This window comes from Pseudomonas sp. P5_152, from assembly GCF_033989915.1.
Lineage (GTDB): Bacteria > Pseudomonadota > Gammaproteobacteria > Pseudomonadales > Pseudomonadaceae > Aquipseudomonas.
In genome coordinates, this window is record NZ_JASFAH010000002.1 from 4,345,842 (window position 1) to 4,365,347 (window position 19,506).

General features: G+C 60.7%; 19 protein-coding genes and 1 pseudogene. 9 read left to right on the forward strand and 11 right to left on the reverse strand.

Translation table 11 applies throughout. The annotated features are described in order from the left end of the window. Window positions 1-13: 13 nt before the first annotated feature. The gene (locus QMK50_RS19550; protein ID WP_095166855.1) at window positions 14-208 is read left to right on the forward strand and encodes a hypothetical protein; all 195 of its coding nucleotides are present in this window, start codon (window positions 14-16) and stop codon (window positions 206-208) included. On the opposite strand, the gene QMK50_RS19555 is transcribed toward QMK50_RS19550, so the two are convergent. Then, window positions 209-634: a PA3611 family quorum-sensing-regulated virulence factor gene (locus QMK50_RS19555; protein ID WP_095166869.1), complete on the reverse strand. Its 426-nt coding sequence runs from the start codon at window positions 632-634 to the stop codon at window positions 209-211. Window positions 635-824: 190 nt separating this feature from the next. Between QMK50_RS19555 and QMK50_RS19560 the strand changes: the two genes are divergently transcribed. Then, a complete protein-coding gene (locus QMK50_RS19560) occupies window positions 825-1,535 on the forward strand; it encodes a tRNA-uridine aminocarboxypropyltransferase (protein ID WP_095166871.1) in 711 nt (236 codons plus the stop codon). Here the strand turns inward: QMK50_RS19560 and QMK50_RS19565 are convergent. Next, a complete protein-coding gene (locus tag QMK50_RS19565) occupies window positions 1,532-2,431 on the reverse strand; it encodes a DMT family transporter (protein ID WP_095166873.1) in 900 nt (299 codons plus the stop codon). The genes QMK50_RS19560 and QMK50_RS19565 overlap by 4 nt on opposite strands. Window positions 2,432-2,668: 237 nt before the next feature. On the opposite strand from QMK50_RS19565, the gene erdR reads away from it, so the two are divergent. Further along, window positions 2,669-3,319, forward strand: coding sequence for a response regulator transcription factor ErdR (erdR, locus tag QMK50_RS19570; protein ID WP_159994067.1), 651 nt, complete (start codon window positions 2,669-2,671; stop codon window positions 3,317-3,319). Window positions 3,320-3,392: 73 nt separating this feature from the next. Beyond that, complete coding sequence (locus tag QMK50_RS19575; RefSeq protein WP_095166877.1) at window positions 3,393-3,755, forward strand: diacylglycerol kinase; 363 nt, start codon at window positions 3,393-3,395, stop codon at window positions 3,753-3,755. Window positions 3,756-3,759: 4 nt separating this feature from the next. Here QMK50_RS19575 and QMK50_RS19580 read toward each other — a convergent pair whose 3' ends face one another. Beyond that, window positions 3,760-4,686, reverse strand: coding sequence for a LysR family transcriptional regulator (locus QMK50_RS19580; RefSeq protein ID WP_095166878.1), 927 nt, complete (start codon window positions 4,684-4,686; stop codon window positions 3,760-3,762). A gap of 119 nt (window positions 4,687-4,805) precedes the next feature. Between QMK50_RS19580 and fpr the strand changes: the two genes are divergently transcribed. Then, the gene (fpr, locus tag QMK50_RS19585; RefSeq protein WP_003443014.1) at window positions 4,806-5,585 is read left to right on the forward strand and encodes a ferredoxin-NADP reductase; all 780 of its coding nucleotides are present in this window, start codon (window positions 4,806-4,808) and stop codon (window positions 5,583-5,585) included. A gap of 165 nt (window positions 5,586-5,750) precedes the next feature. On the opposite strand, the gene tsaA is transcribed toward fpr, so the two are convergent. The 6 genes from tsaA to rimO form a co-directional block, all read right to left on the reverse strand. Further along, window positions 5,751-6,449, reverse strand: a complete 699-nt coding sequence (gene tsaA / locus QMK50_RS19590; protein WP_320334531.1) for a tRNA (N6-threonylcarbamoyladenosine(37)-N6)-methyltransferase TrmO — start codon at window positions 6,447-6,449, stop codon at window positions 5,751-5,753. Between the two features lie 165 nt (window positions 6,450-6,614). After that, entirely contained in the window at window positions 6,615-7,385 is a 771-nt protein-coding gene (locus QMK50_RS19595; protein ID WP_095166881.1) for an SDR family oxidoreductase, read from the reverse strand. 150 nt (window positions 7,386-7,535) lie between these two features. Then, a complete protein-coding gene (locus tag QMK50_RS19600) occupies window positions 7,536-8,000 on the reverse strand; it encodes a DUF1456 family protein (RefSeq protein WP_095166883.1) in 465 nt (154 codons plus the stop codon). A gap of 67 nt (window positions 8,001-8,067) precedes the next feature. Beyond that, window positions 8,068-8,778, reverse strand: a complete 711-nt coding sequence (locus tag QMK50_RS19605) for an rRNA pseudouridine synthase (RefSeq protein WP_159994071.1) — start codon at window positions 8,776-8,778, stop codon at window positions 8,068-8,070. An 82-nt stretch (window positions 8,779-8,860) separates the two neighbouring features. Beyond that, on the reverse strand, window positions 8,861-9,334 hold the full coding sequence (locus QMK50_RS19610; RefSeq protein WP_095166887.1) for a GNAT family N-acetyltransferase: 474 nt from the start codon (window positions 9,332-9,334) through the stop codon (window positions 8,861-8,863). Between the two features lie 115 nt (window positions 9,335-9,449). Next, window positions 9,450-10,787 carry a 30S ribosomal protein S12 methylthiotransferase RimO gene (gene rimO / locus QMK50_RS19615; RefSeq protein ID WP_095166890.1) on the reverse strand — a complete coding sequence of 446 codons (1,338 nt, stop codon included), beginning with the start codon at window positions 10,785-10,787 and terminating at the stop codon, window positions 9,450-9,452. A gap of 288 nt (window positions 10,788-11,075) precedes the next feature. Here rimO and QMK50_RS19620 point away from each other — a divergent pair, with 288 nt between their 5' ends. From QMK50_RS19620 to QMK50_RS19635, 4 genes and pseudogenes are all read left to right on the forward strand, one after another. Then, a complete protein-coding gene (locus QMK50_RS19620) occupies window positions 11,076-12,977 on the forward strand; it encodes a potassium transporter Kup (protein ID WP_095166894.1) in 1,902 nt (633 codons plus the stop codon). Window positions 12,978-13,226: 249 nt separating this feature from the next. Continuing rightward, the gene (locus QMK50_RS19625) at window positions 13,227-13,994 is read left to right on the forward strand and encodes a MarR family transcriptional regulator (protein WP_320333753.1); all 768 of its coding nucleotides are present in this window, start codon (window positions 13,227-13,229) and stop codon (window positions 13,992-13,994) included. A 1-nt stretch (window position 13,995) separates the two neighbouring features. Continuing rightward, window positions 13,996-14,617: pseudogene (locus QMK50_RS19630) on the forward strand (hypothetical protein). Then, the gene (locus QMK50_RS19635; protein ID WP_320333754.1) at window positions 14,614-15,285 is read left to right on the forward strand and encodes a serine/threonine protein phosphatase; all 672 of its coding nucleotides are present in this window, start codon (window positions 14,614-14,616) and stop codon (window positions 15,283-15,285) included. The pseudogene QMK50_RS19630 and the gene QMK50_RS19635 overlap by 4 nt, the downstream one beginning before the upstream one ends. Window positions 15,286-15,407: 122 nt before the next feature. Here the strand turns inward: QMK50_RS19635 and QMK50_RS19640 are convergent, their stop codons facing one another. Next, the gene (locus tag QMK50_RS19640; protein WP_320333755.1) at window positions 15,408-16,703 is read right to left on the reverse strand and encodes a virulence factor family protein; all 1,296 of its coding nucleotides are present in this window, start codon (window positions 16,701-16,703) and stop codon (window positions 15,408-15,410) included. After that, a complete protein-coding gene (gene mprF / locus QMK50_RS19645; RefSeq protein WP_095166898.1) occupies window positions 16,703-19,345 on the reverse strand; it encodes a bifunctional lysylphosphatidylglycerol flippase/synthetase MprF in 2,643 nt (880 codons plus the stop codon). The genes QMK50_RS19640 and mprF overlap by 1 nt, the downstream gene beginning before the upstream one ends. Between the last annotated feature and the right edge of the window lie 161 nt (window positions 19,346-19,506).

The following is a 19,506-nucleotide window of genomic DNA, read 5'->3' on the forward strand; positions in this document are numbered from 1 at the left end:
ACGGAGGCGGGTTATGACTCTGGTGATACTGGAGATCGATACGCAGCTGTATCAGATGCTCAAGTCGGCAGCCGAGGACCATCAGGTGAGCCTGGAGGAGGAATGTCGACGGCGGCTGGAGGGCAGGGAACAGCGCTCGCCTTATTTGCAGGCGCTGGTGGCGGAATTGCGCGCCGATGAAGAGCAGCGACGCGCGGGTTCGGGCTAGTTACTTGTTCTTTTTCGCAGGCTCTGCCGGGCAGTCCGATTCCTGGAATCGGGCCGAGGCCACCGGGCGGTTGGTTTTGTTCTCGGTGAATTCGTAACGCAAGATCGCGCCCTGGGCCATCAACTTGCGGTAGTTGGGGTTGCGGCAAACGCTGGCACCCAGTTGCAGGTAGACGGCTTTCGGGTTGGCGCGCATTTCTTCGGCGTACACCGATTGCACGCTGAGGTGATCAACCAGCTCCTTGCCTTCGACCGTGTAGCCCTGGTCCAGAATGTTGTCACTGACTTCGCGAGGCAGGCCAACGTTACTTTCCGCGGCCACCTTCTCCAGCATCTTGCTCAGGTTCAAGTCTTTCAGGGACGCGGCCTGGGCGCAGAAAGGCAAAGCCAGCACAAGGGCGGCGGTGGGGACGATTAGGCGCAGCATGAAACTCTCCTGATTCAGTGACTGGTGCTTCGACCCGTCACAGGGCTGAGCGTTCAGTGGCGGCAAATTATAGGGTGCGGGCGGCGGGTGGTACAGGCTTGCGCGGGCTGCTCTGGTAAACTGCCGGCACTTTATTGCCCTGCCGAGCGCTTTTTGTGTCGATTCAATCCCCTTGCCATCGAAACCTGCCATGAGCCACGCCGTTTCCCGTTTGCGCGCCCAGCGCCTGGCCCGTGCCGTCCGCCCCTTTGTTGCGCGGGGTTCGCGAGCTGAGCGGTGCGCCGGCTGCCGGGTGATCCCCAGCCATTGCATGTGTGCCTGGCGGCCGACCGTTGCCGCCAAATCGGCCATGTGCCTGGTGATGCATGATGTCGAGCCGATGAAACCGAGCAATACCGGCTGGCTGATTGCCGACGTGATCGAGCAGACCAGTGCGTTTCCCTGGTCGCGTACCGAAGTCGAGCCGGGTTTGCTGGCCTTGATCGCCGATCCCCAGTGGCAGCCGTACATCGTGTTTCCGGGGGAGTTTGTCGCCCCGCAGCGGGTGGTGAGCGAGGTCCGGCTGGAACCGGGCAAGCGCCCGCTGTTCATTCTGCTGGACGCGACCTGGAGCGAGGCGCGCAAGATGTTCCGCAAGAGCCCTTATCTCGAGCATTTGCCGGTGTTGAGCCTGCAGCCCGAGCAACTGTCGCGCTACAAGTTGCGCCGTTCCAAGCGCGATGATCACTTCTGCACCGCCGAAGTGGCCGCGCTCTGCCTGGAACTGGCCGACGACCTAGCCGCCAGCGAAGTGCTGGACGCCTACCTGGACGTCTTCAGCACCCATTACCTGTCAGCCAAGTTTCAGCAGGCGATCGATCCGCTCGACGCAGTCCACGCTCGCCTCAAGCCCTACCTCTAGGTTGTGCTGCGAGTCAGCGCTGGGCTTTTTGGCCAGAGCTGGGCTGCCAGCATCCCGGCCAGCATCAACCCACAGCCGACATAGCCGCGCGGGCTCAGTTCCTCACCCAGTAACCAGGCCCCGGCAATGGCGGCAAACACCGCCTCCAGGGAAAAAATGATCGCGGCATGGGAGGCGATTGCGTCTTTCTGGGCGATCACCTGCAAGGTGTAGCCGATGCCGACCGCAATCAGGCCGCCATAGAGGATGGCCGGGCCGGCGGCGATGATTGCGTTGAGCTCGAAGGTCTCCAGGCACAGGGCCAGGACCAGGCTGACCACCGCGCAGGTAGTGAACTGCAGGAATGCCAGGCGAATCGGGTCGTGGCGGCTGGCGAAAACGCCCACCAGCACCACGTGTCCACCCCAGACAAAGGCGCCGATCAATTGCAACCAGTCGCCGGACGCAACCTGGAACTGATCGCCGACGCTGAGCAGGAACATTCCGACCACCGCCAGAATCGCCCCGAACCAGGTGCCGAGCCCGGTCTTGTGGCCAATCAACAGCCCCAGCAGTGGCACGACGATGACGTAGAGCCCGGTGATGAAACCGGCGTTGGTCACGCTGGTGAACAAGAGACCGACCTGTTGCAGGTTGATCCCCAGAGCCAGGGCGAGGCCCATCAGGCCGCCACCGATCAACAAGCCACGGGTCAGGAAGGGCTCGTGGTGGCTGTTCTGACGGGAGCCACGCAGGACCAGCGGTAGCAGACACAACGAACCAAGCGCGAAGCGCAGGCCGGAATAGAGGAAAGGACCGATGTGATCCATGCCGGAGGTTTGTGCGACAAATCCTGATCCCCAAATCATCGCGGTGATCAACATCAGGACATCGGCACGCAGGGCTTTGGTCTGCATGATGGCACTCTTATTAGTTAGCCAGCTAAGATGCCGTAAAGGATGCGGCTTGACCACCCCGGCTTCGCTGGGCATCCTTGGCGCCGATTAGGGTGCGGCCGAAGATTGAAACGCCGGTTTTATGGGCTCTTGGCGTTGAACGTACCCTGTTGGTTGCGCCTGCTGGTGCTACCTTGAGTTGTTTTGGTGAGGCTTGAATGCATCAGGCCTGCCATAAAAAACAGGATCATTTGAACAATGGCCACATACGAAATCCTGATTGCCGATGACCACCCTCTCTTTCGTAGCGCACTGCACCAGGCTGTCACCCTGGGGCTGGGCCCGGACGTGCGCCTGGTGGAAGTGGCGAGCATTGCCGAGCTGGAAATCCGTCTGACCGAGAAGGCCGACTGGGACCTGGTGCTACTGGACCTGAACATGCCGGGTGCATACGGATTCTCCGGGCTGGTGCTGTTGCGCGGCCAGTACCCGCAGATTCCGGTGGTGATGGTCTCGGCACAGGAAGAAGCGTCGATCATGGTCAAGTCCCGGGAGTTCGGGGCCAGCGGCTTCATTCCCAAATCCAGCTCGCTGGAAGTGATCCAGCAGGCGGTGCGTGCGGTGCTGGATGGCGACGTGTTCTGGCCACCGCAAGCGTTCGAGGCGGTCAGTGTCTCGCCGGAAGCCAAGGCCGCGAGCGAGGGCCTGGCGAGTTTGACCCCGCAGCAGTTCCGCGTGCTGACCATGGTCTGCGAAGGTTTGCTGAATAAGCAGATTGCCTACGAGCTGAGTGTGTCGGAAGCGACCATCAAGGCCCACGTGACGGCGATTTTCCGCAAGCTGGGGGTACGCACCCGGACTCAGGCGGCGTTGCTCCTGCAACAACTTGAGTCAATTTCGCCGCAGTGAAGCCGGCTCATTCACGCTTTTTTGACTTTTGTTGATCTAGCTTTCCCACTCCTTTTTTCAGTTGCCTACTCATATGTCACCTTTCAAAGGCCAGACCGGCCTCAAACGCATCCTCAACGCTTCGGGCTACTCCCTGGACGGCCTGCGCGCCGCTTTCACCGGCGAAGCGGCTTTTCGGCAACTGGTGTTGCTCAACGTGATACTGATTCCGCTGACCTTCATTCTGAATGTCAGCCGCGTCGAACAGGCTGTGCTGATTGCCGTCTGTCTGCTGGCGCTGATCGTGGAGTTGCTCAACTCCGCAGTAGAAGCGGCCATTGACCGCATCTCCCTCGACCTGCACCCGCTGTCGAAAAACGCCAAGGACATGGGCAGCGCCGCGCAGTTCGTGGCTTTGAGCATGATTGCCCTGGTGTGGGCGGTGATCCTGATCTGACCCCTCAGGCGATGCTCGGCAGCACGATCTCGTCGCTGCGCTGAACCCCGGCGGTGAAGGCGCGGCACAGTTCGAGGAATTCGCGCATGGCTGAGGTCTGGTATTTCTGTTTGTGCCAGATGAAGTAGAACTGCCGCGCCAGGTCCAGATCCGGGGTTTCCACCGCCACCAGGCTGCCGCGTCGGAAGGCGTCGCGCAGGGCCAGGCGGGAAATGCAGCCAATGCCCAGGCCAGACTCGACCGCACGTTTGATCGCTTCGGTGTGTTCCAGCTCCAGGCGGATGTTCAACGCGCTGCGATGATGACGCATGGCCTGATCGAAGGTCAGGCGAGTCCCGGAACCCTGCTCGCGAAGAATCCACGCCTCATGGCTAAGCTCCTCCATGCTGGCAGTGCCGCGTTGTGCCAGCGGATGCTGGGGGGCACAGAACACCACCAGCTCATCTTCGACCCAGCTCTGCACTTCGATGTCCGGATGGCTGCAGTCGCCTTCGATTAGACCCAGATCAATTTCATAGTGCGCGACCTGTTGCACGATATTGGCAGTGTTCTGGACGTGCAGCTTCACCTGGCTCTCGGGGTGGCGCTGCATGAAGCTACCGATCAGCAAGGTCGCCAGGTAATTGCCGATGGTCAGTGTGGCGCCGACCGCCAGGGAACCAAAACCGGACTTGCCGTTGAGCAGGTCCTCGATTTCCTTGGCCTGGTCGAGCAGGGCCACCGCTTGCGGCAACAGCTGTTTACCCAGGGCGTTGAGGCTCAGCCGTTTGCCGGCGCGATCGAACAATTGGCAGCTGCACTGGCGCTCCAGCTCGGTGATCGAGGTGCTGGCCGCCGATTGCGAGAGGTTGAGCAGACCCGCAGCACGGGATACGCTTTCCTGCTGGGCAACGGCGACGAAGACTTGAAGTTGACGTAGAGTAAATCGCATATCTATATAACCGATAACCCTTATCTTAATAATCCATTTAACAGATATTGTCGCTGCCATTAGAATGCGATGCAATTGCGCACAGCGGCGCAGGCAAAATCTCCAGGAGTCCCACGTACATGAGCAACATGAACCACGAGCGTGTCCTCAGTGTTCACCACTGGAACGACACTCTGTTCAGCTTCAAGTGCACCCGCGATCCGGGCCTGCGCTTCGAGAACGGTCAGTTCGTGATGATCGGCCTGCAACAGCCCAACGGCCGCCCGCTTATGCGTGCTTACTCGATTGCCAGCCCAAACTGGGAAGAGCATCTGGAGTTCTTCAGCATCAAGGTGCCTGATGGCCCGCTGACTTCCCAGTTGCAGCACCTCAAGGAAGGCGACGAGATCATCATCAGCAAGAAGCCTACGGGCACGCTGGTGCTGGACGACCTCAAACCTGGCAAACATCTGTACCTGCTCAGTACCGGTACCGGCCTGGCGCCTTTCATGAGCGTGATCCAGGATCCGGAAACCTACGAGCGTTTCGAAAAAGTGATCCTGTGCCACGGCGTGCGTTACGTCAACGAAGTCGCTTACCGCGAGTTCATCACCGAGCACCTGCCGCAGAACGAGTTCTTCGGCGAAGCCCTGCGTGACAAGTTGATCTACTACCCGACCGTGACCCGCGAGCCATTCGAAAACGAAGGCCGTCTGACCGACCTGATGCGCAGCGGCAAGCTGTTCAGCGACATCGGCCTGCCCCCGATCAACCCGCAGGACGACCGCGCCATGTTGTGCGGCAGCCCGAGCATGCTCGACGAGACCAGCGAAGTGCTCAACAGCTTCGGCCTGAAAGTGTCGCCGCGTATGCGTGAGCCGGGTGACTACCTGATCGAGCGTGCGTTCGTCGAGAAGTGACCGAAGGTCACCTGTAGGAGCGAGCCTGCTCGCGATGATCGTCAACGATAACGCATGTTTGCCGGGTAAACGCGGTGTCTTCGAGTTCATCGCTGGCAAGCCAGCTCCTACAAAAAAAGCCCGCGCAGCCTGAGAGGGCAGCGCGGGCTTTTTCGTTTTTGGCGTTTATACCTGCGCGGGAATGACTTCCAGCACACGGATCAGCTCCGGTGTCGGGTAATGCCATCGCACATCCAGATCCCAAAACTGCGCGCCATATTCCCGCTCGGATGTAGGAATTTGGTAGGCCGGGCGTGGGTCTTGTGCCAGGCATTGCTCGATCAGCTCCACCAGGGGCTCTGCAAGGCGCTGAGCGTGCTCGTGAGCCTGTTGCAGCGCTGCGTCCCTCCACTGCACGGGAATCAGCTGCGGCGCGGCACTGGCGATGCTGTTGGAGGCTGTGTCGATGATGTCGGCGTAGGGGACGTAGGGTTTGATGTCCAGAACCGGCGTGCCATCGAGCAGGTCGATGCCCGAAATCCAAAGGCGATTCGCCTCGACCTTGTCCAGTTTCACCACTGACTGCCCGATGCCATTGGGACGGTGGGTTGCGCGCGTGGCAAACACGCCCATGGATTTGTTGCCGCCCAGGCGCGGCGGGCGCACCTTGAGCCGTGGCTTGTCTTCCAGGGCCTGGTGAAACAGGAACAGCAGCCAGACGTGACTGACCTGCTCCAGGCCCTGTACCGCATCACCCTGGTCGAACGGTGCCACCAGCTCCAGGATGCCCCGCGCGGCCGGGGCCAGTTGGGGCTGGCGGGGAATGGCGAACTTCTCCTTGAAGCAGGAGCGCACGAAGCCGATGGGGGAAACGCTGTAGGTCATGGTTTGCGGTCGAGGCGGGATAGAGGCGGGCATGATACCCCGATCAGTCTGGATTCAGTTGTGCCTGTACCGGCCTCTTCGCGAGCAAGCCGCTCCCACAGGTTTTGTGTGCGCTCGAGAACCCTGTGGGAGCGTGGCTTGCCCGCGATGGCCTCACCGCCGATTTCAGAGACTGAATCCGCCATCCAGCGGAATGATGTTCCCGGTCATATACGCTCCAGCAGTGCTCGCCAGACTGATCGCCAGCGCCGCCATCTCTTCCACGCGGCCCCAGCGCTTCATCGGGATCAACGCCGTATCCTCGGCCAGTGCCAGTTCATCATTACCGATGTGCTGGGTCATCTTGCTCGGGAAGCGTCCCGGGGCAATCACGTTGACGTTGATGTGCTGGCTGACCAGCTCCCTGGCGAGAATCCGCGACAGTTGGTGCAGGGCTGCCTTGCTCGGCCCGTAGGCATACGCCTGTTCACCGAAGGAGGAAATCCCGGCGACCGAGCCGATGTTGATGATCCGGGCCGGATTGGCGGCCGAACCGGCCTTGCGCAACAGCGGCAGGAATTGCTGGATGCAGTTGAATACCGAGGTCACGTTCAACTGCATGACTTTTTCCCAGCCCTTGACTGGGTAGCTCTCCAGCGGCGCTCCCCAGGTGGTGCCGGCATTGTTCACCAGGATGTCCAGGTGGCTCACGTGTTCGCCGAGACGACTGGCCAATTGGGCGACGCCTTCTTCTGTGGCGAGGTTGGCCGCGATCGCGTGGCAGTGCCCCAGGGCGCCCAGTTCATCGGCTGTCTGTTGGCAGGCCTCGGCGTCGCGCGCGCAGACATACACCGTCGCTCCTGCTTCGACGAAGGCTTTGGCGATCATTTTGCCGATACCACGGGTGCCGCCGGTCACCAGAGCGGTGCGGCCTTGCAGGGAGAAGTAGGGGTGCATGGCGAATCCTGATAACTGAGGGTCACTACACCCTAGTCGTCAGCCGCGGGAAGCGGAGCCACTATTTTTACCGGGAATGTGCCGCCATACGGGCGGGTCGAGCTGCGGGCGATGGCGTTTAGAAGGGCGCCATCGCCGGCTGGCCGGCTCTTACTGCGGACGGACGCGCAGGGTCAGGCCCTTGAGGAAGTTGCGCAGCAACTGGTCGCCACACGGGCGGTAGTTGGTGTGGCCGAACTTGCGAAACAGTGCGCTCAGCTCCGGCTTGGACACCGGGAACTCGGAGGCCTTGAGGATGGCGTGCATGTCGTCTTCCTTCAGTTCGAAGGCCACGCGCAGTTTCTTCAGGATGATGTTGTTGGTCACCGGCGTTTCGATCGGCTGTGGCGGACGGCTTTCGTCCTTGCCACGCTTGAAAATCACCAGGCCATCGAGGAAATGCGCCATGACGTCGTCGGGGCAGAACACGAAACCTTCTTCCTCGTCTTTCTTGAGGTAGGTAACGAGGTCTTCCTTGGTGACGTCCATGCCGCCGAGTTTGATGATCTCGACGACCTTGTTGTCGCTGATGTCGAGCATGTAGCGCACGCTGCGCAGTACGTCGTTATGAATCATGTGTGCAGTCCTGATCATTCAGCTGTGGGCGTTGCCGGTACCGGCGACACCGAAATGAGTGGCAGCCTCAGAATTTCTCTTTGGCGGACAGATAGCGCCATTGGCCCAGCGGAACCTTGCCGATGGAAACTCCGCCGATACGGATGCGGCGGATGGCAATGACCTTGAGGCCGACCGCCTGGCAGAGCAGGGCGATGATTCCCGGTTGCGGGTTCTTCATCGCGAAGCGCAGGCGGTTTTCGTTCTGCCAGCTGGCTTTGACCGCTGGCAATTCCTTGCCCTTGTAGGTCAGGCCGTGGTTCAGGCGGTTGAGGCCGTGGGCGACCATGTCGCCTTCGACTTCGACCACATACTCTTGCTCGATCTTGCTCGCGTCGGCCGTGAGCTTGCGCAGGATCTTCCAGTCCTGGGTGAACACCAGCAGGCCGCTGGCGTTGGCCTGCAGGTCGGCACTGACGGTCAGGCGCAGGAAATGCCCCTTGAGCGGGCGCTTGCTGAAACGGTGCTCTTCGCTCAGGGTGTCGGCGCTGATCAATTGCTGGGCGCTCTCCACGTCCATGCCCGCAGGAGCATGCAGCAGGATGGTCACCGGCTCCGGCGCAGTTGCCTTGGCCTCAGGGTCGAGCGCGACTTTCTGGGTATCGACCTTGAACTGCGGCTCGTCGATGACTTCGCCGTCCACGGTGACCCAGCCGCCTTCAATGAACAGCTCAGCCTCCCGACGGGAACAGCCGACGAGTTCGATGAGGCGTTTGGAAAGACGAATCGGGTCAGTCATGACAGGGCCGTAACAAAAAGGGGGCAGGCATTGTACCTGCGTCGCGCCGGTTAATCGCGGGTCCATTTGCCTTGTGTGGTTTTTAGCCGCGCAGGGCTTGCGGCCTGGACTGCTTCAAACGCATGTGCAGCAACGGATAGGGCTGGCCCATGCCGTCGACTGCCGAGCGTCCGATCACTTCAAACCCTTGCTTGTAGTAGAAGCCCAGGGCCTGCGGATTCTGCTCGTTGACGTCCAGTTCATCGGCATTCAGGTGTTGCATGGCGTACTGCAGCAACTGTTTGCCCAGGCCTTCACCACGATGCTGGGGGGCGATGAAGAGCATTTCGATCTTGCCGGCGGCAACCCCGGCGAAGCCGCTGATGTGCTGCTGTTTGTCGCGGGTGCAGATCAGCATCACCGCGTCGAGGTAGCGGGTGAGCACCAGATTGCGTAGCAACTCGATGTAGCTGTCTGGCAGAAAATCGTGGGTCGCACGCACTGATGCCTCCCAGACCTGGGTCAGTTCCTGATAATCGCTGAGTGTCGGTGTGTGGATGACCGAATGCTGACGCATGCCCGCCTGCCTCTTTTTAGTGGATAAGCAAACGATAGCCGTAAAAAAGCCCCGCATCTCATGAAAAAGAGCGGGGCTTTTTGGAGTCAGTGCAATCCGTAGGGGATGCCCTGTCTTAGATCTGTTCAGCCCACAGGTCGTACTCGTCGGCATCAGTCACCTTGCACCAGACTTTATCGCCTGGCTTGAGGTTGCTGCCGTTGTCGATAAATACGTTGCCGTCGATTTCCGGGGCATCGAAGAAGCAGCGGCCGACCGCGCCTTGCTCGTCGACTTCATCGACCAGCACTTCGATTTCCCGGCCGATGCGCATTTGCAGGCGTGCCGAACTGATGGCCTGTTGGTGCGCCATGAAACGCTCCCAACGGTCCTGCTTGACGTCGTCCGGGACTACTTCCAGGTCCAGGTCGTTGGCCGGTGCGCCTTCTACCGGCGAGTACTGGAAGCAGCCCACGCGGTCGAGTTGCGCTTCGGTCAGCCAGTTCAACAGGTACTGGAAGTCTTCTTCGGTTTCGCCAGGGAAGCCGACGATGAAGGTCGAGCGGATGATCAAGTCCGGGCAGATTTCGCGCCAGTTCTTGATGCGCGCCAGGGTCTTGTCTTCGAAGGCCGGGCGTTTCATCGACTTGAGGACTTTCGGGCTGGCGTGCTGGAACGGGATGTCCAGGTACGGCAGGATCTTGCCCGCGGCCATCAGCGGGATCAGTTCGTCGACGTGCGGGTACGGGTAAACGTAGTGCAGGCGCACCCAGACACCGAGGGTGCTGAGGGCTTCGCAGAGTTCGGTCATGCGGGTTTTCACCGGCGCGCCGTTCCAGAACCCGGTGCGGTACTTGACGTCAACGCCGTAGGCGCTGGTGTCCTGGGAGATAACCAGCAGTTCCTTGACGCCGGATTTGACCAGGCGCTGGGCTTCGTCCAGCACATCGCCCACCGGGCGGCTGACCAGCTTGCCGCGCATCGACGGGATGATGCAGAAGCTGCAGCTGTGGTTGCAGCCTTCGGAAATCTTCAGGTAGGCGTAGTGGCGCGGGGTCAGCTTGATGCCTTGTGGCGGCACCAGGTCGATCAGCGGGTTGTGATCCTGGCGCGGCGGCACGACCTGATGCACGGCATTGACCACTTGCTCGTACTGTTGCGGGCCGGTGACGGCCAGCACGCTTGGGTGCACGTTGCGGATATTGCCTTCTTCGACGCCCATGCAGCCGGTCACGATGACCTTGCCGTTCTCCTTGATGGCTTCGCCGATCACTTCCAGGGATTCGGCCTTGGCCGAGTCGATGAAGCCACAGGTGTTGACCACCACGACGTCCGCGTCCTGATAGGTGGACACGACGTCATAGCCTTCCATACGCAGTTGGGTAAGGATGCGCTCGGAGTCGACCAGCGCTTTTGGGCAACCCAGGGATACGAAGCCAACCTTGGGGTTGGCCGACGCAGGAGTGGTGGACATGTCTAACCTCGGTATTTGTGACGCCTCCAGCCGGAAACGGCAAGGCGACAGACGGGCGCTTACAGCGCCTCTGATCAAAAAGTGCGCAATTCTAGCGATGGTCGGCCCACTTGACCAGCTTTATGCAGGGAAATACGACGAGTGCTGCGCTATGCTTCGCGCCGTTGGGCTTTGCCGATTTCTTACAGTCAACAAAACGTCTGTAACGGAAAGTAAAACAGCGCATGCTGCACGATAAAGCGTCGTGCTTTTCCAAGGCAGTCCGGGTCTGGGTAGTAGGGGTGGTGGATGGGGCAGGCAAGTAGTCAGGCGGCAGGTTCCGAGCATTCGGCGGCCAAGCCGATCGGCATGCTGGTGGCGGCAGTTGGGGTGGTTTACGGCGATATCGGCACGAGCCCGCTGTACACCCTCAAGGAGGTCTTCTCCGGGAACTATGGCGTACCGGTCAACCATGACGGCGTCCTGGGGATTCTGGCGCTGATCTTCTGGTCGTTGATCTGGGTGGTGTCGATCAAGTACATGATGTTTGTCTTGCGTGCCGACAACCAGGGCGAAGGCGGGATCATGGCCTTGACCGCGTTGGCGCGGCGAGCGGCGGCCGGGCATGCCCGATTGCGCACCTTGCTGGTGGTCTGCGGGCTGATCGGCGCAGCGCTGTTTTATGGCGACAGCATGATTACCCCGGCGATTTCCGTGCTCTCGGCGATTGAAGGCCTGGGACTGGCATTCGACGGCATTGACCACTGGGTGGTGCCACTGTCGCTGGTGGTGCTGGTGGCGCTATTCCTGATCCAACGCCATGGCACTGCGCGTATTGGCATTCTGTTCGGGCCGATCATGGTCACCTGGTTTCTGGTGCTGGGCGCGCTGGGTGTCTACGGCATCCTGCAACATCCGGAAGTGCTGCAGGCGATGAACCCGGTCTGGGGTGTGCGCTTCTTCATTGTCCACCCAGGCATGGGCGTGGCAATCCTCGGTGCGGTGGTGCTGGCATTGACCGGTGCCGAAGCGCTGTACGCCGACATGGGCCACTTCGGCCGCAAGCCGATTGCCCGTGCCTGGTTCATCCTGGTACTGCCGGCGCTGGTACTGAATTACTTCGGCCAGGGCGCGTTGCTGCTCGGCGATCCAAGCGCGGCCCGCAACCCCTTTTATCTGCTGGCGCCAAGCTGGGCCTTGATTCCGTTGGTCGGCCTGTCGACCCTGGCCACGGTGATTGCCTCCCAGGCGGTGATTTCCGGGGCGTTCTCCCTGACCCGCCAGGCGATCCAGCTCGGCTACATTCCGCGCATGCACATCCAGCACACCTCCAGTGCCGAACAGGGTCAGATCTACATTGGCGCGGTGAACTGGTCGCTGATGGTCGGGGTGATCCTGCTGGTGCTCGGGTTTGAATCCTCCGGGGCGTTGGCCTCGGCGTACGGGGTGGCGGTGACGGGCACCATGCTGATGACCACCATCCTGGTGTCGGCGGTCATGCTGTTGCTGTGGAAATGGCCTCCACTGCTCGCCGTCCCGGTGTTGCTGGGCTTCTTGCTGGTGGACGGTCTGTATTTCGCTGCCAACGTGCCGAAAATCGTCCAGGGCGGGGCCTTTCCGGTAATCGCCGGTCTGGCGCTGTTCGTCCTGATGACCACCTGGAAACGCGGTAAACAACTGTTGGTTGAGCGGATGGACGAGGGCGGCCTGCCTTTGCCGATCTTCATCAGCAGCATCCGTGTGCAGCCACCCCATCGCGTCCAGGGTACGGCAGTGTTCCTCACCGCACGTCCGGACGCCGTGCCCCACGCGTTGTTGCACAACCTGCTGCATAACCAGGTGCTGCACGAGCAGGTAGTGCTGCTGACCGTGGTCTACGAAGACATCCCAAGGGTACCGCCAGCGCGGCGCTTTGAAGTCGAGGCCCACGGCGAAGGGTTCTTCCGGGTGATCCTGCACTTTGGTTTCGTCGACGAGCCGGACGTGCCGCAGGCGCTGAAGCTGTGTCATCTCGATGAGCTGGACTTCAGCCCGATGCGCACCACCTACTTCCTCAGCCGCGAGACGGTGATCGCCTCCAAGCTCGAAGGCATGGCCCGCTGGCGCGAAGCGCTGTTCGCCTTCATGTTGAAAAACGCCAACGGCAACCTGCGCTTCTTCAATCTGCCGCTGAACCGGGTGATTGAGTTGGGGACGCAGGTGGAGATGTAAGCGTTGCTGGATGAAGAAGCCCCTGCCACCTCAAGGTCGCGGGGGCTTTTTCGTCTAAGGGGTTTTAGCGCTACGGTTCGAGGGGGTTCTAAGCTCAGTCACTGTCCCTGCTGTTTGCGAATTGGCAGACGATCTGCAGGTTTGCCCAGTGAAAACTGACAAGTATCGAAAGAGCTTGACTGCTCGACATTTCCAATGAGGCAAGTGTCCACGTTTTATGGAACGTGGACACTTGGAGTTTTTAGCTTCATGAAGAGTCAAGACATTTTGCTTTTGTTCAAGATGGCCAGCTTGCATGCCCAGGAAGAAAATCTCTTTGGGAAGATGGAATCTGAGTCGAATTCGAACAGGGTTGAAGAGTTGTTGAAGCCCCAGCAGATCAATCGAATGACGGCAGGGGAGCGAGTAGGGCTACCGCTGGACAGCTACCCCATTGATGGTGAAGAAACTGTATTCCGCCGCCAGGAGTTCGACTTGCCCTTGGGGGATGAGGATGGGTGGGAAGGGTGGTCGGAGCCTGTGCCTTCTCCGCGGCTGGCGAGTTGGAGTGAGGGTTACTCGTTGCGTGCGTTATCTGCGTCTCTTGGGATAAGCAAAAGTGAAGTTTCAAATTCTATGGCTAGGTGCCGTGAGTCCGGAATTCTCACCAATGACTACGACACCGGGTTTGCGAAAGTTAATCGGCGAGAGCTGCTGAAAATTACCGAGCACGCTCTGAAATACTTTTTCCCCGTGAAACCGGGCGCGATGGTTCGCGGTATTCCAACAGGCTTCGCAGCTCCGGCCCTTTCCAAAAGCATCAAGAGCGCTGGCGGGTTGATTCCGGTTTGGCCTGATGCACTCGGAACTGAGCGTGGTCAGGCGATAGTGCCGCTCTACAAGACAGTGCCGGAAGCGGTGAAGAGGGACAGAATCCTTTATCACTATCTTGCGCTTGCTGACGCGATCCGTCTTGGTGGCCCGCGAGAGCGTGGTGTGGCGGTCAACATTCTGAAAGCAGGGATGGGGCTGAAATAACATGTCATCAAGCGCGGATCACAACTACGAACTCATAGAGTTTGTGGCAGACGGCTTGGGGCAGGCGTTTCTCGCTGAAGTTGCCTTTGTCGGCGGTTGCACCACGGCCATGCTGGTCACTGATGCTGCTGTGCTGGACGACATCCGGTTCACCGATGATGTCGACTTGGTGATCGAGCTGGCAGGCATTAGCGCCTGGCAACACCTCATAGAGCGGCTGGCGACCAAGCACTTCAAGATCACCGGTGAGGATGAAGTCAACTGTCGTTTCCGTTTCAACGACGTCGTCGTTGACGTGATGCCTTCTGATCCTGAAGTTCTCGGATATGCCAACCGTTGGTTCGTGGAGGGACTGGCGAGGGCCGATAAATTTACGTTGCCCAGCGGTACCGTAATCCAGATATTTAAACCGACCTACTTTCTTGCGACGAAACTAGAGGCTTTTAGCGGTCGTGGCGAGGGTTATCCCTACCATAAAGACGTCGAAGACATAATCATCTTGATTGATGGTCGTACAGAGCTTTTGGAGGAGGTTCGCCACGCTGAGCTCGGGTTCGGTGCAGGCTAATCCGGGTAGGGGGCGAATCATTCACGAGCGTATGAAGGGCCTGGGCAACGCATGAGATACGGCACCAGATCAGTAATAGGGCGGACCAGGAAAGCCAATCATGATTGTGCTGGAGCTCTCTGCGATGGCGACAGAGGGCTATTCGTCATCACGGACGGTACGGCGAAGCCTGGCAGTGGTGATCTTGCTGAAGGCTTCGTAAAAGGTGTTTTAGCGGCCTACCCGAAACATTTGGATCGGGAGGGCGATCTCACTGAGGATGGAGCAGTTGAGCGGGTACTTGCTTCAGTGCTGGCTGAGCTTCACCCTGCTTTATTTGCGGGCCAGACTGGGGCCACCTGTTACCTGATCGGTTTCGCTGCTCATGGGAGGCTCACGCTTGCGTATGAGGGGGACTGTTCGTGTGGTGTAGTGACAACGGCAGGCACGATCGAGTGGATTACACCACCCCATTGCAAGGCCAATTGGAGGCGCGACCGTTCGCACCTTGAGCTGGCGCTAGATCCGGCTCGAAACAGAATAACCCGATGCCTGAAAGTTGATCGTCCCCCGAACCCTGACTTTGTTTTTCACCCATTGGCCGTCGATGAGCGATTGGTGTTCGTAACCGACGGCTTTTGGGCGGAGTTAACGCAGGAGCAGCAACGCAGCTTGCTGGCAGCACCGGATAGCGACTTTATCGCTGTTGAAGATGACGTGACATGGATAGATGTTCAGTTTTAGTCTTGGAAGTTCAGAGCATCCGCATGAAGTTCGGCGAGTTGGTAGCGCTTCATGCTTGTACATGTAAAAAAGCCCTCGCGGCCTAATGGCAGCGGGGGCTTTTTGTTGGGGGGGGGGCGCACTCAGTCTTCAGCGACCTTGTCAGCGCCCTGGCGCTTCTCGATGATGTCCACCAGGCGCTGGGCCAGGGCTGGGTAATTCTCGTCGAAGTGGTGCCCGCCTGGCAGCTTCATGGCTTGGCCCACGGCAGTCTTATCGGTGCAGCCGCTCTCGTCGGCTTCTTCCTCGCCGTAGATGCACACCACTTTGGCGGCGGGCAGCTTGGCCATTTCCGGGCCGGTGGCGGCTTCCTTGCCGGCGTTGCCGAGCCAGCCTTCGACTTCGATCTCGAAGCTGCCGGTGCGGGCGAAGGCCAGCAGGATGATCGCGTCGACCCGTTGCTGCTCCGATTCCGCCAGGCGGTTGTAGATGGCGGGCAGAACGTCGGCACCAAATGAGTAGCCGGTGAGGATGAAGCGCTTGGTGCCCCATTTCTGCCGGTAGTGCTGCATCAGCTCGGCGAGGTCGATGGCGCTCTGCTCGGGGCTTTTGTGCTGCCAGTAGTAGCGCAGGGTGTCGATGCCAACCACCGGGTAGCCGATCTTGGCCATTTCACCGGCCACGTCGCGGTCCAGGTCGCGCCAGCCGCCGTCGCCGGAGAGGAACAGGGTGACGGTGTCCTTGGCCTGGCCGGCGGGTACTTCGACCACCGGAATGTTCAGGCCGCCATTGCCCTTGTCGGCACCGATCAGCAGCTTGCGCAGTTCGTTGTTCAGCACCTGCGGCAGGTTGATGTCGTAGTCGCTGATGCTGGTTTGCGCATTGGCCTGGTCCCGTACGAAACCGGCACTGGTGTCGTCGGGGTTATCGTTCCACGCTACCAGCCAGTGGCCGTGGGCGGCGCTTTTTGGCAGCAGGTGGGTGCAACCGGGTTTCTCCAGGGCCAGGTCGACCGAGACCGCCTGGGACTTGTCGTCCTTCTGCTCGGCCAGCCAGCGCCACGCCAGTACTGCGCCCGGGCCGATACCGCTGACCAGGGTGGCTGGGCCGTTGAGCTGCTTGAGCGCCGACTGCAGGGCACGTCCTTGCAGCATGCAGTCCTTGGGCAGGATCACCTGGACGATTTCTGCTGCGCCGCCACGGCTGAGGGTGATCAACTGGGTGTCGCTGAGCTTCTGCTCTGCATTGACCGCGACGATCACCTGGGCGCGCACCTGGGTGCCCGGAATGACCCGGGTCATGGGCGCGCCGTCAGCCGGCGTCAACAGTTCCACGGTGGGTTGTGGGGCTGGACGGTTCCAGTACCAGTAACCACCGCCAAGGATCACAGCCAGAGCCACCAGAGTGGCCAATACATACCGCCAGGAGCGTTGAATCATCAGCGTTTCACCAATCCAGTCAAGCCGCCCGCAATCAGGGCGGCGGTATCGGCCAGTGCCACCAGCGGATCGAGTCCGGCGGGCACGGCCATGTAACGAGGTTCCCAGTCAGGCTGGAACTTGTCTTTGAAGCGGCGCAGCCCCTGGAAATTGTAGAGCTGCTCGCCCCGGCGAAACACCATCGAGCCGAGGCGCTGGGTCAGTGGCGCGCCACGCCGGGGTTGCAAGCCCGACAATGGCACCATGCCCAGGCTGAAGCGTGCATAGCCGTGGTTCTTATAATGCTGAATCAGGCCGACCATCATGAATTCCATGGTCAACTTGGGGGCGTCCGGGTGCGCGCGCATCAGGTCGAGGCTGGCCAGGTCGTGGCTGTAGGTCTCGAGCAGGTTGGCAAATGCCACCGGGCGCCCCTCAAAACGAATGATCGCAATGCGAAAGTGCTTCAGGTAGTCATCGCTGAAGCGGCCCAGGGAGAAGCCTTTCTCGCGCACGTTCTTGCCGGTGAGCCAGGCATCGGAAATCACTTTCAGCTCGTCCATCGGCGCCTGGCCGGGCTCGTGGATTTCCAACGACAGGCCATCACGGGTGCCGCGGTTCCAGGTGTAGCGCAGGTCCTTCATCTCCTTGCCCTTGGCTTCCAGGTCAAAGCGCAACAGGTCGACCCGCGCCTCTTCGCCCAGCTTGATGGCGGTCAGGCCGATGTCCATGTAGTAGGGCAGGTTTTCTGCGCGCACCTGATAAAACACCGGGCGGGCGTGATGCAGGTCGCAGAGGTCGCGGAACTGCCAGATCATCTCGGCACGCTGCTGCGGCTGGCCGATCGGGTCGTACAGGGCAACCAGGCTGCGGCCGCGCCGGGCATACATCAAGAAGGCATCGCCGTTGGGGTGGAACAGCAACGCCTTGTCCCCGGTCAGGGCCAGGCCGCCGTCCGGTTGGGCCGAGGCCATCAGGATCTTCTGCGCTTTTGCCAGGTCAGTGGCGTCGGGCAGGTCAATGGCCGGGCGGGCAGTGCGCAGCAGCCAGGTCAGCGACACCACCACCAGCAGCACCGCGGCACCGAGCAGCGAACGCAAGCCGCGCGGTGCATCGGAATCCAGGGTGAACTGCCACCATAGCTGATGGCTGTACGGCACATCCTGGTAGGCGAACAGCAGCAGCCAGATCGACGCAGCCAACACGCACACGCTGGCCACCAGGTACAGCGGCGAGAAGGGCAGTTCGGTCAGGCGACTGGGGCGATAGAACGAGCGGCGGAAGATCGCCAGCAGGCTGGCCGTCAGGATCAGCAGGCTGGCTTCTTCCCAGTCGAAGCCCTTGAGCAGCGACAGCAAGGCACCGGCCAGCAGCAGCACGGTGGTGAGCATCCAGGCGGCCGACAGGCGCCGGCGCAGGCCCTGGGCCAGCAACAGGCACAGTACGCCGATCAGGCTGGCGCCGAAGTGCGAGGCGTCGATCAGGCGATGGGGGATCAGAAAGCCGATGTGTTCCAGGCGGGTGTCGATCTCCGGTGTGGCGCCGGAAAACAGCAGGACCACCCCAGACAGGAACACCAGCACCGCGAGCACCGGCGCGGCGAGGCCGGAAGCGGTGCGCAGCGCCTCACGGCTGTTGAACAGGCGTTGGGCCTCATTGATCAACAGCAGCAGGCAGGCCACCAGCATTGGCAGGATCACATAGATCAGGCGATACAGCAGCAGGGCGGCGGCCAGCGGCGCGGCGCCGAGCTTGTCGGCAAAGGCCGCCAGCAGAATGGCCTCGAACACGCCGACGCCACCGGGCACGTGGCTGAGCACGCCCGCGGCCAGGGCCAGCAGGTAGACCAGCAGGAATGCACCGAATGGCGGGGTTTCCGGCAGCAGCAGATACAACACGGTGGCAGCCGCGGCGACGTCGAGCGCGGTGATGATCAGTTGCAGGAAGGTCAGGCGCCGGCCCGGCAGGCGCAGGGTGCGGCGCCCGGCACGCACCAGCAGGTTGTCCGGGTAGGGTTGCTCGGGCAGGCGCCGCCGGTAGATGCCAATCGCCAGGACCGCACAGAGCAGCAGCACGGCAATTGCGATGCCGCCCAGCAGGGCCTCGGACAAGTGCAGGGCGGCAGAGGCGGCCGGCAGGTTGCTCAGGGTCGCCAGGGCTGCCAGCGGGGGCAGGGCGCAGCCCAGGGACAGGCTGGCAAACAGGGTCATGTGGGCGACTTCCGAAGCCCCGAGGCCGTGACGCGCGTAGAGCCGGTAACGCACCGAGCCGCCCGAGAGCAATGACAGGCCTATGGCGTTGCCAATGGCAAATGCGCTGAAGCCGCCGAACATCAGGCTGCGGGCCGGTAGGCTTACACCGGCATAGCGCGATGCCGACCACTCATAGCCGAGCAGGATGATGAAGCCGACGATCGTTGCACCCAGGGCGCCGAGCAAGGCCGGTTGTGGCACTTGCAGGATGGAGTCATGCAGGGCGTAGAGATCCAGTTCGCTTAATAGATGGCGACAGGCAATCAAGGCAATCGCGAACAGCAACAAGGTCACGGCCAGGCCGATGGGCTGGCGGTACTTGCTGAGCAGATCCAGCCAATGCAGGCGTGTGGCTTTGATCGGTTGGGTCGCAGTGACGGTGTCTTGTGAATCAGACGAGTTGGCGCGCATCAATCACCTCTTGGATTGTGCGCGACAGGATGGGGGTATCCAGCCAAGTTACCAATCCCTGTAGTAAAAAATAGTTACAAATACTGACGCCTGTCATTGAGCCTTGGCGCGTGGGCGCGATTCAACGCTGGAAGGGTCGCCTGCGATTGAGCATAGCTTGA

What these genes read in the sequence shown, in the direction of transcription:
- QMK50_RS19550 (WP_095166855.1), top strand. Translation starts at nt 14, where the DNA reads ATGACTCTGGTGATACTGGAGATCGATACGCAGCTGTATCAGATGCTC.
- QMK50_RS19555 (WP_095166869.1), bottom strand. Translation starts at nt 634, where the DNA reads ATGCTGCGCCTAATCGTCCCCACCGCCGCCCTTGTGCTGGCTTTGCCT.
- QMK50_RS19560 (WP_095166871.1), top strand. Translation starts at nt 825, where the DNA reads ATGAGCCACGCCGTTTCCCGTTTGCGCGCCCAGCGCCTGGCCCGTGCC.
- QMK50_RS19565 (WP_095166873.1), bottom strand. Translation starts at nt 2,431, where the DNA reads ATGCAGACCAAAGCCCTGCGTGCCGATGTCCTGATGTTGATCACCGCG.
- erdR (WP_159994067.1), top strand. Translation starts at nt 2,669, where the DNA reads ATGGCCACATACGAAATCCTGATTGCCGATGACCACCCTCTCTTTCGT.
- QMK50_RS19575 (WP_095166877.1), top strand. Translation starts at nt 3,393, where the DNA reads ATGTCACCTTTCAAAGGCCAGACCGGCCTCAAACGCATCCTCAACGCT.
- QMK50_RS19580 (WP_095166878.1), bottom strand. Translation starts at nt 4,686, where the DNA reads ATGCGATTTACTCTACGTCAACTTCAAGTCTTCGTCGCCGTTGCCCAG.
- fpr (WP_003443014.1), top strand. Translation starts at nt 4,806, where the DNA reads ATGAGCAACATGAACCACGAGCGTGTCCTCAGTGTTCACCACTGGAAC.
- tsaA (WP_320334531.1), bottom strand. Translation starts at nt 6,449, where the DNA reads ATGACCTACAGCGTTTCCCCCATCGGCTTCGTGCGCTCCTGCTTCAAG.
- QMK50_RS19595 (WP_095166881.1), bottom strand. Translation starts at nt 7,385, where the DNA reads ATGCACCCCTACTTCTCCCTGCAAGGCCGCACCGCTCTGGTGACCGGC.
- QMK50_RS19600 (WP_095166883.1), bottom strand. Translation starts at nt 8,000, where the DNA reads ATGATTCATAACGACGTACTGCGCAGCGTGCGCTACATGCTCGACATC.
- QMK50_RS19605 (WP_159994071.1), bottom strand. Translation starts at nt 8,778, where the DNA reads ATGACTGACCCGATTCGTCTTTCCAAACGCCTCATCGAACTCGTCGGC.
- QMK50_RS19610 (WP_095166887.1), bottom strand. Translation starts at nt 9,334, where the DNA reads ATGCGTCAGCATTCGGTCATCCACACACCGACACTCAGCGATTATCAG.
- rimO (WP_095166890.1), bottom strand. Translation starts at nt 10,787, where the DNA reads ATGTCCACCACTCCTGCGTCGGCCAACCCCAAGGTTGGCTTCGTATCC.
- QMK50_RS19620 (WP_095166894.1), top strand. Translation starts at nt 11,076, where the DNA reads ATGGGGCAGGCAAGTAGTCAGGCGGCAGGTTCCGAGCATTCGGCGGCC.
- QMK50_RS19625 (WP_320333753.1), top strand. Translation starts at nt 13,227, where the DNA reads ATGAAGAGTCAAGACATTTTGCTTTTGTTCAAGATGGCCAGCTTGCAT.
- QMK50_RS19635 (WP_320333754.1), top strand. Translation starts at nt 14,614, where the DNA reads ATGAGATACGGCACCAGATCAGTAATAGGGCGGACCAGGAAAGCCAAT.
- QMK50_RS19640 (WP_320333755.1), bottom strand. Translation starts at nt 16,703, where the DNA reads ATGATTCAACGCTCCTGGCGGTATGTATTGGCCACTCTGGTGGCTCTG.
- mprF (WP_095166898.1), bottom strand. Translation starts at nt 19,345, where the DNA reads ATGCGCGCCAACTCGTCTGATTCACAAGACACCGTCACTGCGACCCAA.